The 12,932-nt window shown below is 36.7% G+C and carries 15 protein-coding genes and 1 pseudogene; 6 read left to right on the plus strand and 10 right to left on the minus strand.

What is annotated here, in order from left to right:
• Window positions 1-70: 70 nt before the first annotated feature.
• The 4 genes from ACFYKT_RS19740 to ACFYKT_RS19755 all read left to right on the plus strand — a co-directional run bounded on the left by ACFYKT_RS19740 (window position 71) and on the right by ACFYKT_RS19755 (window position 3,628).
• On the plus strand, window positions 71-868 hold the full coding sequence (locus ACFYKT_RS19740) for a transporter substrate-binding domain-containing protein (RefSeq protein WP_389223055.1): 798 nt from the start codon (window positions 71-73) through the stop codon (window positions 866-868).
• Window positions 869-984: 116 nt separating this feature from the next.
• The gene (locus tag ACFYKT_RS19745; protein WP_389223058.1) at window positions 985-2,139 is read left to right on the plus strand and encodes a saccharopine dehydrogenase family protein; all 1,155 of its coding nucleotides are present in this window, start codon (window positions 985-987) and stop codon (window positions 2,137-2,139) included.
• 51 nt (window positions 2,140-2,190) lie between these two features.
• Window positions 2,191-2,847: an amino acid ABC transporter permease gene (locus tag ACFYKT_RS19750; protein WP_389223061.1), complete on the plus strand. Its 657-nt coding sequence runs from the start codon at window positions 2,191-2,193 to the stop codon at window positions 2,845-2,847.
• 28 nt (window positions 2,848-2,875) lie between these two features.
• Window positions 2,876-3,628, plus strand: coding sequence for an amino acid ABC transporter ATP-binding protein (locus ACFYKT_RS19755; RefSeq protein ID WP_389223064.1), 753 nt, complete (start codon window positions 2,876-2,878; stop codon window positions 3,626-3,628).
• Between the two features lie 194 nt (window positions 3,629-3,822).
• On the opposite strand, the gene ACFYKT_RS19760 is transcribed toward ACFYKT_RS19755, so the two are convergent.
• The 6 genes from ACFYKT_RS19760 to ACFYKT_RS19785 all read right to left on the minus strand — a co-directional run bounded on the left by ACFYKT_RS19760 (window position 3,823) and on the right by ACFYKT_RS19785 (window position 8,735).
• Window positions 3,823-4,362 (minus strand): DUF2812 domain-containing protein, encoded by a 540-nt coding sequence (locus ACFYKT_RS19760; protein ID WP_389223067.1) that lies wholly within the window; start codon window positions 4,360-4,362, stop codon window positions 3,823-3,825.
• A complete protein-coding gene (locus ACFYKT_RS19765) occupies window positions 4,359-4,679 on the minus strand; it encodes a PadR family transcriptional regulator (RefSeq protein WP_389223070.1) in 321 nt (106 codons plus the stop codon). Before ACFYKT_RS19765 ends, ACFYKT_RS19760 begins: the two co-directional genes overlap by 4 nt.
• 186 nt (window positions 4,680-4,865) lie before the next feature.
• Entirely contained in the window at window positions 4,866-6,029 is a 1,164-nt protein-coding gene (locus ACFYKT_RS19770) for an MFS transporter (RefSeq protein ID WP_389223073.1), read from the minus strand.
• A complete protein-coding gene (locus ACFYKT_RS19775; RefSeq protein ID WP_389223076.1) occupies window positions 6,022-6,453 on the minus strand; it encodes a MarR family winged helix-turn-helix transcriptional regulator in 432 nt (143 codons plus the stop codon). The genes ACFYKT_RS19770 and ACFYKT_RS19775 overlap by 8 nt, the downstream gene beginning before the upstream one ends.
• A gap of 228 nt (window positions 6,454-6,681) precedes the next feature.
• Window positions 6,682-7,158, minus strand: a complete 477-nt coding sequence (locus tag ACFYKT_RS19780; protein ID WP_389223079.1) for a hypothetical protein — start codon at window positions 7,156-7,158, stop codon at window positions 6,682-6,684.
• A 140-nt stretch (window positions 7,159-7,298) separates the two neighbouring features.
• Window positions 7,299-8,735, minus strand: a complete 1,437-nt coding sequence (locus ACFYKT_RS19785) for a DHA2 family efflux MFS transporter permease subunit (protein WP_389223082.1) — start codon at window positions 8,733-8,735, stop codon at window positions 7,299-7,301.
• 171 nt (window positions 8,736-8,906) lie between these two features.
• On the opposite strand from ACFYKT_RS19785, the gene ACFYKT_RS19790 reads away from it, so the two are divergent.
• Window positions 8,907-9,452 (plus strand): TetR/AcrR family transcriptional regulator, encoded by a 546-nt coding sequence (locus tag ACFYKT_RS19790; protein ID WP_389223085.1) that lies wholly within the window; start codon window positions 8,907-8,909, stop codon window positions 9,450-9,452.
• Between the two features lie 144 nt (window positions 9,453-9,596).
• On the opposite strand, the pseudogene ACFYKT_RS19795 reads toward ACFYKT_RS19790, so the two are convergent.
• Both ACFYKT_RS19795 and ACFYKT_RS19800 read right to left on the minus strand, forming a co-directional pair.
• Window positions 9,597-10,166: pseudogene (locus ACFYKT_RS19795) on the minus strand (spore photoproduct lyase family protein); the annotation flags it as partial.
• A complete protein-coding gene (locus ACFYKT_RS19800; protein WP_389223088.1) occupies window positions 10,163-10,429 on the minus strand; it encodes a transcriptional regulator SplA domain-containing protein in 267 nt (88 codons plus the stop codon). The gene ACFYKT_RS19800 and the pseudogene ACFYKT_RS19795, both read right to left, overlap by 4 nt.
• A gap of 163 nt (window positions 10,430-10,592) precedes the next feature.
• On the opposite strand from ACFYKT_RS19800, the gene ACFYKT_RS19805 reads away from it, so the two are divergent.
• The gene (locus ACFYKT_RS19805; RefSeq protein WP_389223091.1) at window positions 10,593-11,021 is read left to right on the plus strand and encodes a YugN family protein; all 429 of its coding nucleotides are present in this window, start codon (window positions 10,593-10,595) and stop codon (window positions 11,019-11,021) included.
• Window positions 11,022-11,108: 87 nt separating this feature from the next.
• Here ACFYKT_RS19805 and ACFYKT_RS19810 read toward each other — a convergent pair whose 3' ends face one another.
• Both ACFYKT_RS19810 and ACFYKT_RS19815 read right to left on the minus strand, forming a co-directional pair.
• Window positions 11,109-11,909: an EAL domain-containing protein gene (locus ACFYKT_RS19810; RefSeq protein WP_389223094.1), complete on the minus strand. Its 801-nt coding sequence runs from the start codon at window positions 11,907-11,909 to the stop codon at window positions 11,109-11,111.
• Between the two features lie 177 nt (window positions 11,910-12,086).
• Window positions 12,087-12,929 carry a CheR family methyltransferase gene (locus tag ACFYKT_RS19815; protein ID WP_389223097.1) on the minus strand — a complete coding sequence of 281 codons (843 nt, stop codon included), beginning with the start codon at window positions 12,927-12,929 and terminating at the stop codon, window positions 12,087-12,089.
• Window positions 12,930-12,932: the final 3 nt, after the last annotated feature.

Here is a 12,932-nt window from a genome sequence, read left to right on the forward strand (position 1 = left end):
TTAACGGAAGGGGAATAACGATTTTTTTGGGTGAAAGCGTTATCAAGAAAAATTTAAAGGGGTTTTTATTATGAGAAAAAAATTGTTTTTGTCTTTTATTGTCATTCTATTAACCGGAATTATTGCAGGATGTAGTGGTGGAAATGAAGCAGGTGGAAATGAAAAACAAACGGTTTTAGAAAGAGTTGAAAAATCAAAAGTTTTAAAGGTAGGCTTTGAAGGAACCTATCCTCCATTTAACTTCGTAGATGATAAGCAAAATTATATAGGATTTGATGTAGATATTTCGAATGAACTGGCAAAACGATTGGGCGTTGAAACTGAATTTATCGCAACAAAATGGGATAGCCTTCTTGGCGGATTAAAGTCAGATAAATTTGATATTATTATCGGCCAAATGACGGTAACCGAGGAACGAAAAAAGAGTGTAGATTTCACAGACCCATATGTTGTCACAGGATCTGTTCTGGTCACTAGAGAAGATACAAATGATATTACCAAACTGGAAGATATTAAAGGGAAAAATGTTGGTGTTGGCGGCGGAACGACATTTGAAGAAGTGGCAAATAGTGTGGACGGAGCAAATGTCAAATTATATAAAGCAGTTAGTGATTATGTCCAAGACCTACAGAATAAAAGATTAGACGTTATTATCAATGATCAATTATTAATGGGCTACAATATTAAAGAAAATAATTTACCGCTCAAAATTACAAGTGAAATTCTTAATAAAGACGAAATTGGTATGGCAATAAATAAAGGGAATGAAGATTTTGTAGATAAAATCAATGAAGCTATAGCTGCCATGAAGGAAGATGGAACCTATGATGAAATCTACAAAAAGTGGTTTGGAGAAAGTAAATTATAAACTAATCATGTTGACCGAAAAATATTTAATTAAAATTAAGAGAAAAAGAGTTTTCTAAACTGATAGAAATACTCTTTTTCTCACCTATTAATGGAAAAGTTTGAGGAGGAGTCAAAATGCGAGCAGTCGTTTTAGGAACAGGAATGATTGGTACGACAGTAGTTACAGAGTTAGCAAAGTTTCCAAATATTGAATCTGTAACAGCAGTCGATGGTGTCAAGGCAAGTGTTGAAAAATGCATTGAAATTGCTGCTAATCCTAAGGTTATCGGTCAAGTAGCATCCCTTCAAACCGAGGAAGATATTACAAGAGTTCTAAAAGATGCGGACGTTGCTGTAGCTTGCTTGCCGCATTCCCTGAGTTTACCTGCGATTTCAGCTGCCATTTCTACAAAATGTCATCTTATCGATTTAGTTGGATCAAAGTTTGAAGAAAAAATGGAGTTGGATCAGGCCGCAAAAGATGCAGGCGTTCTTATTATGCCAGGCTGTGGGGTAGCACCAGGAATCACAAATTTTTTAGCAGCTCAAGGGATTGAATTATTGGATGAGGCTGATGAAGCAGTCATGATTTGCGGTGGAATCCCAAGATTCCCTGTCCCTCCATTATGGTACCAGGTTGTTTTTCGATTAGAAAGTGTATTAGGTCTGTATACGAGACCAGCATTAGCAGCAGAAAATGGAGAACTTATTAAATTGCCTCCCCTTTCAGGCCTAGAAAAATTATCATTCCCAGAGCCAGTTGGTATTTGTGAAGCAGTAATAACGGATGCTCATAGTACAGCACATACACTTAAAGATAAGGTGAAAAAACTATATGAGAAAACAGTTCGTTATGAAGGGCACTGGGATAAGATGGGGACCTTAGCAGAACTAGGCTTCTTAGATGACCAGCCTTTAAAAATTGACGGGCATTACATAACTCCAAGAGCATTTGCTGAAAAGGTGTTATCACCTAAGTTGCAAGGGAGCTCCAAAGAGGATATTACTGTTGTCCGGGTTGAAGTAAGTGGCATTAAAAATGGAAATCCGACAAAGTACACATGGGAAATGGTTGATTTATATGACCATAATAGAAATATTACATCCATGGCAAAAACAACCGCATTACCAGCCATGCTGCTTGCCAACTGGATTGCACGGAAAAAAATAAATGCCGTTGGAATTGTACCTATTGAAAACGTCATTATTAACGAACACTTTGATCCATTTATTGAGGAGTTAAGAACATTGGGAATTGAAATTGCATTTAAAGAAGAAGTTCTCGTTTAATGTTCTTAAACTTAAAAGAATTTGTTAGATTGTTAGATTGGGGGAAACTTGATGAATTTATCAATTATTATTGAGTCCTTGCCAACTTTACTAAATGCTACTCTAATGACTATTTTTTTGGCAGTTATTTCGATAATTATTGCGCTCTTTCTAGGTTTTTTCACGGCATTAGCAAGGATTTCTAAGATTAAACCTTTAGAAGCAATTGCAAGAGCATATGTGTCAATTATTCGTGGAACTCCATTATTGGTACAGGTTTTTGTTATTTATTATGGACTACCACAAATTAATGTCGAATTAGATCCAATCCCTTCAGGAATTCTTGCTTTAAGTTTAAATGCGGGTGCCTATTTATCAGAATCCTTTCGTGCAGCCATTCTTTCAGTTGATAAAGGGCAGATGGAGGCTGCTGTCTCCCTTGGTATGACTTACGGACAAGGGCTACGCAGGATTATCCTTCCGCAAAGTCTTCGAATTGCTATTCCAACATTGTCAAATACATTTATCATTCTAATTAAAGATACTTCCCTTATTTCGGTCATTACGGTTACCGAACTATTGCAAATGTCCTCCTTGCTTATTGCAAAAACGTTCGAACCTTTAACCATTTATTTATTAGCCGCTGCTATCTATTGGGTTCTCATTACTGTTCTAACAACGATATTGGATAAAATGGAAAAGCGCACATCTCAGCATGTAACACTCTAAAATTGGCTTAACAAAGAGAGGGATGGGTATGAGCATAATTCAGTTAAAAAACCTTAAAAAGAAATTTGGAACGAATGAAGTTCTTCGGGGAATCAATCTATCCGTAAATAAAAGTGAAGTTGTCGTTCTTATGGGACCCAGCGGTTCTGGAAAATCAACATTATTACGCTGCCTGACCTTTTTAGAAGAACCGACCGAAGGAATCATTCAAATTGGAAATCACGAAGTAACGGCCGGTGAACTAAATCGTAAACGAAAGAATGATATAAGAGAGTTAAGAAAAACAACAGGCTTCGTCTTTCAAAATTTCAACTTATTTCCTCATAAAACAGCCTTAGAAAATGTGATGGAGGGTCCAATCGTTGTCCAAGGGAAAAGTAAGGAAGAAGCCATGCAAATAGCTAGACCCCTTCTTGAAAAGGTTGGACTTGGTGAACGCTGTGATCATTATCCCTCCCAGCTTTCAGGAGGCCAGCAGCAAAGAACAGCAATCGCTCGAGCACTATCTATGAAACCAATGGTTATGCTTTACGATGAACCTACTTCTGCTCTAGATCCAGAATTAGTTCGCGAAGTACTTCAAGTAATAAAGGACCTGGCTCAAGAAGGGATGACAATGGTCGTCGTCACTCACGAAATGCATTTTGCTAAAGAAGTTGCTGATCGTGTTATATTTATGGACGGCGGTGTCATTGTCGAACAAGGAACATCAGAAGAGATTTTCGATCATCCAAAAGAAGAGCGAACAAAGAGATTCCTATCAAAAGTGAGTGGTGAATAGAGGGACAGGGGGACAGGTCCCTCGTCCCAGTTTCGTTCAACTATTTAAAACACCGGGACGGTTCTAATGTTTCGTTAATGGGTACTTTGTCTGGTTCCTTATGTCCCCCTTAAAGAAAAAAGGCACGCGGAGATTTAACTCTCAACAGAGCCTTCATTTAGTGAAACACGAGAACCGTCCCTGTGTTTCCCCAGTTACTCGAAGAACTTCTGGTCTTTCTCTAAAAGTCTTTTACGCTGTATTATTTTTATAATTGGATATGCAATCAGCAATGCCGCAGCTATATTAAAAACCCCAATTGTTGGATTTATGAATCCATACTTTGCTTTATCCCAAAAAATACTTATGTTCGCAATCCCCATCCAGGCATTAATGAAAAAAAGCAACGCAAAAATATTTAACATACGTTTATAATAGGCAATTTTCGACTTGGCATCAGTGTATAGTTCAAATGGGCCATCACTTGCTGCCTTTTTCATGTATACCCATCCACCCAATTCATTAATAATTAAAATCCCACTATCCTTCAGAAATTCAAAGTAATCCTTCTTTTCTTTTGAAGACATCCCACTAATAAATTCATTGCGGTAAATAAACGCCCCAGGCTCTCCCATTGTAAATGTAAAGCGTCCGAAGGAAAACTTCTGTAAATGCCAGCCTTGTGCCCCCATTTCATTAATCCATTTTTCCTCTTTTTCAAAATCCCCAAACAAGCGATACAATACTTTCTTCACGGTAAGTCCTCCCCCTTCGCAATCGCCAAGCCATTATTGTAGAGCTCACAAAGTCGATTGACTTCGTATTCAACCATCAATTTACCAGTATCCGTGATCACATATTCCTTTTTTCTTCCATCCTCATCTAGTGGAATAATCCATTTTTTATTAACTAATGTTTTAATGGCTCCGTAAATGGTTCCGGCTCCAAGTACAACACGGCCGTTGCTTAGCTCAGAAACAAACTGCATTATTCCATATCCATGCCTTGGTTCATACAGTGATAAAAGAATATAATAAACACCTTCTGTTAATGGAGCTTTTTCCTCCATCATTACACCACCTATCGTCAACCGTTATATCGTCTGCTGATATATAAAGTATATCAGCGGACGATATATTAGTCAACAAATTTTGGAAATAATGGTTTTAAAACAGCAGGGCCAAAGAAAAAAAGCCCTGCAGAGATTTTACTCTCTACAGAGCCTTCATTTAGTGAAACATGAGAAACGTCCCTGTGTTTATTCTTTTTTGCCATGCAATAAAAAGTAAAGACCAGATGATAACAAAATTACAATACTTAAGATCATGTATAGTGCACTATAACCCGTAATTGGTATGATAAATCCGAGTAGGTAGGGACCGAATCCTAGTCCGGCATCGAGAAATATAAAGAAAGTTGAGGTGGCTAATCCCATGCGGTGAGCTGGAGTCAGCTTTATGGCAATTGCCTGTGTACATGACTGCATATTTCCGAATCCGAGTCCAATAAGAATACCTGCTGCTAATAACGTAAGGCTGTTGTATGCGAATCCTAAAAGCAGCATTCCAGCAGTAAAGAAAATAAACGCCGGATACATCACATAGTTTGCGCCTTTTACATCCATTAACCGTCCAGTAAATGGACGTGAAATCAATACCGCTATTGAATAGACGAGGAAGAAAAAGCTTGCTGCACTTACTAGGTCAATTTCAATAGCATAGAAATTTATAAATGATAGAACACTAGAGTAACAGAAAGCTACAACTAGCGTAATTAATGCAATTGGAACAGCCTTTGGTTCTATAAATTGAGATAGCTTAAAGCCTTTAGTCTCATTTGTTTTTGTTGCTCCCTCCAGCACCGGTACATACACAAAGAATGCTGTGATCAAACTAATGATGCCTAATATAAGGCAAAGACTGAAAATGATTTGAGTGCTCGTATGCTGGCTCATGTATAGACCAACAAATGGTCCAACTGCTGTAGCCAATGTCGCGCTCATACTGTAATAACCAATTCCTTCTCCTCTACGTGATCCAGGAATAATTTGAGCTACAATAGTTCCAGTCGCAGTACTCGCAATTCCTAGCGTAATTCCATGCAATAAGCGAGTAATAAGCAGGAAGCCTATCCCGAAATGAATAAAGTATAATGTTGTCGATAAAATATATAGAATTAATCCAATGAATAAAGTTCTTTTACGTCCAATTAAATCAATACTACGGCCGATAAACAGACGCCCAATTAATGTCCCCACAATAAAAATTCCTGTTACAAGTCCGGCTTGGCTTGCAGTAGCATGATATTCATCTACCGCATAGACACCTATAATAACAATCAACAAATAAAAGACTAACGTTAGCAAAAAATTAATGCTGGACACGATAATAAAATCCTTCGTCCATAATTTAGACTTACTCACTTTTGTTACCCTCACAATTCAAAATATTCTCTTGTATTTTAGGAAGAATATGAAAAGCAATCTTTTGCTCCTCTTCTGCTATCCCTTTCATCACGCTAATTTCTAAAGTTGTTATTTTTGTTCTGCATTCTCTGTAAATCTGTTCTCCTATTTCTGTCAACTGAATGACTTTTTCTCTCCTATCCTTACCAGGAATTTGCTTCACCATTTGCAGTTCCTCCAAACGGTGAACTCTCCTCGTAATCGTTGGCTTCTCTACATTATATTGATTTGAAATATCCACAAGTGTAGATGGCCCATTGTTTTTTATATGAAAAATAACTTGCCATAAAGAATAAGAAAGCTCATAAGTGCTCAATAATTCATTCAATCTAGTAATTAGTGACCGATATAGGCTTAAATATCGTTGAAAAAAACCTTCCACCTCACACACTTCCCTCTATAAAAAAATAGTTATCCTAGATAACAATTACCAAAGGTAACTATATTCTTTTTAAAAAAAAATGTCAAGGTGAACACCGGGACGGTTCTCACGTTTCATCATTAGGAACTTTGCCTGTTTCCTATGTTTCTTTCAAAGAAAAAAGGCCCCGCAGAGATTTTAATCTCTACGGAGCCTTTCATTTAAGTAAACATGAGAACCGTCCCCATGTTACTCGCCAATATTATCCGCTTCAAGACGATTTTCGCAGAGAGCAAAAAGCTCTCCAATAAATGTCTCTATTTCTGAAGAAGTTTGTGGAATGGGAATTTGACGAATGGGTGGACCAAAGTTCTTTGTGAAGTAATCTTTTCTATCTTGGTTCTTTCCATCTCGCTTTGCTGGACTATACTTCCAAACAATATGTGGATTTCCATCAATCATATCTATATTTTTTAATTCTGCCATGGCTTTTTTATTTTGAGAATAGATTACTAAATAATAGTTATCCCCTGAATGAATAAAAGTAAAGAGATAGCTACTATTATTGTCGTGTTTTGTAATCTCAAAACCAGAGACTGCCTCTTTACCTTTTTGAAAGCCTGGAAGGAAATTTTTAACGGTAGTATCTAATTTTTTAATGTCAAATAAAGTTAGGTTGGATTGTTCCAACGCATTTGATAAGAAAACAACTTGTTCTTTTTCCAACATTCATTTCCCCTTTTCGTTGATATATTCATTTTACCACTAAGATTTAGGGAAAACTGTGATGTAGCACCAGTAACATGAATATATCATTTTTTCACAATTGGGTAGTTAAACAATAGCATCCATAGCAAAATGAATTTTCATTGCAGCTCTTCTGCTTTTTCAGACGACATAGGCTTTTTTACCGGTGTAAACAATGTGATCACAAGTGCCACAACTGCTAAAATCATCATGAAGTAATAGGATTTGCTTGAGGCAAAGATGGATGCCAGTTCCGTAATTTTTTCTGTCACACCTTTATTGACTAAATCGCCTGCATAATCAGTTGCTTTTGATGTATAAATTGTTACAACAACCGCTGTACCAATCGCCCCTGCAATTTGGCGAACCGTATTGTTTACAGCTGTGCCATGTGTAACAAGGTCCTTCGGTAATGCATTTAAGCCTGCTGTGTTCAGTGGCATGGTAATAAAGCTTAAACCGATACGTAAGAAAATCGTACGAATCATTAAGAAAGTAAACGTAGTTGTATCTGTTAAGTCGGTTACAACCCACATTGAAGGAATGACAAAAATTAAACCGATAATGAATAATGGCTTCGCACCAAATCTGTCATACCATTTTCCGGTAACAGGCGATAGGACTGCATTGATGATGGCTCCTGGCAATAATAATAATCCTGCATCAAATGCTGTAAAACCACGACCATTTTGTAAATAGATCGGTAATAAAATCATATCGGCATATAACATCATCGTTACGATAATGTTAATGAGAGACGTCATTGTAAATGTTTTATTTTGGAACACACGAACATTTAAGAATGGATCACTTGCGCGTAATTGACGCGTTGTGAATAACACTAACACTAAGATCCCTGCAATAATTGATGTTAACACCAGCGCATCGTCCCAACCATGACTACCAGCATTACTAAATCCGTATAATACTAGACCGAATCCGATTGTTGATAGAATGACACTTAGTACATCTAATTCTGCTTTTGATCCTTCAGATATGTTAATTAAATATTTAAATGCTAATAGAATAATAATCCCTACAAGTGGGATTAAGCCGATAAACAACCAGCGCCATGATACATATTCAATGACGAAGCCAGATAATGTTGGTGCGATCGCTGGCGCAAAAATCATAGCAAGCCCTATTAGGCCCATTGCGCTTCCTCGTTTTTCAGGCGGGAAAATAAACATAACGATGCTCATCATGAGCGGCATAATAATCCCTGCACCTGCAGCTTGGATCATACGTCCTATTAATAAAACCGCAAAATTTTGTGCGATCGCACAAAAAATCGAACCAATTAATAGTAATAGCATGGAGCTAATAAATAATTGTCGTGTTGAAAATCTCTTCATTAAAAACGCCGTTACAGGAATTAATACCCCATTAACAAGCATGAATCCTGTTGCTAGCCACTGGACGGTTGTCGCACTAACATTAAACACTTCCATAAATTCACTTAATGCAACATTTAAAAGGGTTTGGTTTAAAATCGATAAAAACCCTCCCAGCAGCAATACAAACAGTAGTACTTTCTTATTTATATCTTGAGTCATAGATACTAACAAACCTCCTATTTACTTTATCGACATAGTGACGATAAAATAAATTGTAACAACTTTTAAAAGAAGAGACCACCAACACTTTTCAATATTCCGTCAACTATGCAACACTTTTTAGAAACATGTCGTAAAAATATTAATTTAATAGATAATGGGGGCATTAAAATGTCTGTAAAGAAAGAAGATCCGCGTGCCATTCGCTCCAAACGCCTTTTGAAGGAAGCTGTCAAATCATTATTAATTGAATCACAAAATTTAAAGGAATTAACTGTCCAAAAAGTAACAGCACAAGCTGAATTAAATCGAGCAACATTCTACTTGCATTATTTAGATATGCAGGATTTATTGAAGCATGTCGTTTATGACATTTTCGCCGATCTGTCTAAGAAGTTATCACCGTTACTACAGCTAGAATCTGTAAATTCAGATGAACAGATGATTACCTTCTTGGATTATTTCTATCAACACCGAAAATACGTATCCGTGCTGTTCGAAGAAAAAGCCTTCCAAAAGAAACTCCACAACTTTATCGTGGATTTCGTTCAAGCTAGACGCGATCTACGAAAAATAGTAACAGAAGATGCAGTTTCAAAAGATATTATCGCGTCATCAATTCTAGGTATTTTAATGTGGTGGATTCGAGATGGAAAACACTATAGCTCTGAATATATTGCAGGGCAAATGTCGGTGTGGATGACTAGGAGACAATAGGAACACCGGGACGGTTCTCACGTTTCATCAATTGGAACTTTGCCTTTTCTTCATGTTTCTTTTAAAGTAAAAAGGCCCCGCAGAGATTTTACTCTCTACGGAGCCCTTCATTTAAGGAAACATGAGAACCGTCCCCATGTTTATTGTTTTGCCATTATGCTTTGCATCCAATAAGTGATCAACATGCTCAAACTTTGTAACAAATCTTAATTTCCCATACTCTGACTGGCCAAAATGCTCGATAGCCCGTTTCAGAGAATGTGTTAAATGATCAACCCCAACGATATCGGAGGTACATGCTGCTTCAAATCTAGTAATTTCCGGTGCTCGTTCATCTATATATTTATCTGCTGCCTCCAGTATCTCATCTACATTCACATAGATACGAATATATGGCTTGCTACCCATCGTCGTCTGTAAATAGCAGTAATGACAATGCCCCATACAGCCTGTTGCGAACGGGATAGCATATTCAGCAGAAGGTTTGGACGTATCAAATTTCAAGGTTTTTCGAACCCCAACCACAAGTGTAGACTTTGCCACTCGATATCTTTGAAAATCATTATCTCCAGGAAGATTTCTTACCTGATTATGCGACGTTGTATAGCGTATTTCTACATCCATTTTTTCAAACTTCTCTTTTAACTCTTTTCCAAGTGGGTATTCTAATGCATTAGGTTCAAAATAGACGAGCTTAGGAGTAAATGGCTTCATTCAAATGAATTCCCTTCTGAAATATCACCAAAATAGTAGTTGTATGCTTGTTCCGCCTCTTCTGATGTACCATAGATCGCCATTTCATTTGTTAGTGGATAATAAGTTTCATAAAGAAAAATAGCTAATTCACCTGGGTTTTCGGGATGATTCACAACGGCTGCTTCCTGTATATTTGCTACATTTTGCGTGTGAGGATTGCGATAAAAAACATGCACAATGTCTCCAGCATTATAGCCTTGCTTACTACTGCCTAATTCCAACTCAAATCACCTTTTTTCTTTTTTCTAATTAGTATCCTTAACATTTTCCCTATTATAAATATAAAAAATGATTTCCTTTTCGTGGAAAAGGTTACGAATAATAAATGTATGACTTTGGAATTATAATATTAATCGAAAATATGGCTTAAGAGGAGATCATTTCATGATAGAGTTGCGGTCTGAGATCGAAGGAAAAAGAGGCCATTTTGGCCAGCTTCAAAATAGCTTTCTTACACATGGATGCAGTTTCTGCAGTAATTTTGATTTTCATCAAGGCAAATTTGATACTGTTCTCTGGCGTGAAGGCGGGGAAACCATTTATTTAAGAATGCCTTTTAATGTGGTACACGGGATGCTTGACTCAAGTAATACGATTATAGAGTTTGGCACCCCTTTCGTCATCAAGCATGTGGTAAATATTGGCCTTGATTATGATCAGAATTCCCTTCTTACAGCGACAACAGGGTTGGATCAGTTTCAAAACCCGATAGACCAAGATGGGTATATTCGGGATAAAAGCAGGTGGGCTCTTGCCGGGGAGGAAAAAATACGAAATTTATTAGACTCCTCCTATGAACTATTTTCATCTTAAAACTACTTCAAACGAAAAACTCCTCCATTTTTTTACACACTGTAAGAATAATGGAGGAGAAGTTTTTCCTGCTGCTTGGAAGATCATTTATACATGAAAGGCTAAAGGAAAAACGTTATGTGATTTCCTTAAAAAGCTTTGATCGTTTAACTTTTCAGGTCTTCCTAATAAATAGCCCTGTCCAACTGGTACCTGCAATGATTTTGCTATTGCCAAGTCAAGTTCCTTCTCTATTCCTTCTAAAATTAAAGTCAATTCTTGATTTGAATACTCAATTAAAAGAGAAAGCATCCGCTGCTTTTCCTTTGACGTTGATAGTTCTTTAGAAAAATACCGATCCATTTTAATCACATCGGGCGAAAATTCAATGATTTTTTGTAAAGAAGCAGCCCCTCTGCCAATATCATCTAAAGCTATTAAAAAGTTCTTTTTTCTTAAAAAAGATATCTTTTCTTTTAGTTCGTGATTCTCCCAAATATGTTCTTCATCTTTTGTCTCGTTTATCTCAAATACTATTTTCCCTTTAGCCAGCGGATAATACATGAGTATATGATTAATTAATTGATAAAATTGTTCATTCAATAAAGTAGAGGGAAAAATATTAATAAACAGCAATTCTGCGTTTGTACTATCAAATGGAAAGCTGCCAATTGCCCGTAAAATGGACATTGAATCAATTTCATATAAGTGACCTTCCTGCCTAGCCTGATCTAAGAATTGCTCAACATTATGATTTTGAAATGTATTAGGTAATCTTAATAAAGCTTCATATCCAAATATTTGCCAGTTATCTAATTTCCACATTGGCTGGTAAGCATGTTCCATTTCATAGCTGTCTACTATACATGATTGTATTACATTCAGGATAATCACCCCAACTTCATTCATTTATCTTCTATTGATTCCAATTATGCTAGTTTTTAGGTGATAATGATATCACCACTCCTTCTCAATCTCTTACTAAACAAAGCTATGGAATAGGAAGCCATTCCTATTTCACTATTTGGAGAACAAAAAAGACCCGAATCTTGAACTCTTTTGATCCAAGTTTCGGGTCTTCCCTATTCACTTTATTTTCCTATATAGCTTCTGACCCGCTGCAATAACTTCATAGGATCCATCTTGATCCATGTTATTTACCGTTTCGGTATCGCCTAGACCAAGAAATCCAAACAAACCCAAACTTTCGTAAAAGAGTTCATGTACCCTTTTTTGCAATGGCTTATCGAAATAGATTAAGACATTTCTGCAAAAAATAACATGGAATTCATTAAACGAACGATCTGTAACAAGATTATGTTGAGCAAAGACTACGTTTTTTGTTAAATGGCTATTGAACTTCACATAATTATCTCTTACACAATAATAATCAGAGAAGGCGCTTTTCCCGCCTGACTGAATATAGTTACTTGTATACTTCCTCATACTCTCTAAGGAATATAAGCCTGATTTTGCAGCCTTTAATACGTCAGGATTTAAGTCTGTTGCATAAATTTTTGTCTTTTCATAAAGCCCTTCTTCATGGAGGAGAATGGCCATTGAATACACTTCTTCCCCCGTTGAACATCCCGCATGCCATATTCGAATAGATGGATACGTTCGCAGAATGGGTACAACCTTTTCCCTAAAGTGGAAGAAAAACATCGGGTCGCGAAACATTTCTGTAACGTTTATAGAGAAATCCGCAATAAGCCTTTTCAGGCATTCCGTATCATGCAAAACTTTTTCTAGAAGGCCAGTAATTGAAGTTAATTGCTCTGCATACACTCTGTGCCAAATTCTTCTCCGTATAGAATTATAGGCATAGTTACGAAAGTCATATCCACACCATTCGTACAAACCTTGTAAAAGTAAATTGATTTCGATCTTTTCTAAATCCTTATTTATTCTATTTTGACTCGTATTCATATC

Origin of the sequence: Cytobacillus mangrovibacter (assembly GCF_042865275.1) — a bacterium.
GTDB lineage: Bacteria > Bacillota > Bacilli > Bacillales > Cytobacillaceae > Cytobacillus > Cytobacillus mangrovibacter.

Coding starts and splice junctions, on each gene's coding strand:
- ACFYKT_RS19740 (WP_389223055.1), top strand. CDS start 71: ATGAGAAAAAAATTGTTTTTGTCTTTTATTGTCATTCTATTAACCGGA.
- ACFYKT_RS19745 (WP_389223058.1), top strand. CDS start 985: ATGCGAGCAGTCGTTTTAGGAACAGGAATGATTGGTACGACAGTAGTT.
- ACFYKT_RS19750 (WP_389223061.1), top strand. CDS start 2,191: ATGAATTTATCAATTATTATTGAGTCCTTGCCAACTTTACTAAATGCT.
- ACFYKT_RS19755 (WP_389223064.1), top strand. CDS start 2,876: ATGAGCATAATTCAGTTAAAAAACCTTAAAAAGAAATTTGGAACGAAT.
- ACFYKT_RS19765 (WP_389223070.1), bottom strand. CDS start 4,679: ATGATGGAGGAAAAAGCTCCATTAACAGAAGGTGTTTATTATATTCTT.
- ACFYKT_RS19785 (WP_389223082.1), bottom strand. CDS start 8,735: ATGACTCAAGATATAAATAAGAAAGTACTACTGTTTGTATTGCTGCTG.
- ACFYKT_RS19790 (WP_389223085.1), top strand. CDS start 8,907: ATGTCTGTAAAGAAAGAAGATCCGCGTGCCATTCGCTCCAAACGCCTT.
- ACFYKT_RS19805 (WP_389223091.1), top strand. CDS start 10,593: ATGATAGAGTTGCGGTCTGAGATCGAAGGAAAAAGAGGCCATTTTGGC.
- ACFYKT_RS19810 (WP_389223094.1), bottom strand. CDS start 11,909: ATGAATGAAGTTGGGGTGATTATCCTGAATGTAATACAATCATGTATA.
- ACFYKT_RS19815 (WP_389223097.1), bottom strand. CDS start 12,929: ATGAATACGAGTCAAAATAGAATAAATAAGGATTTAGAAAAGATCGAA.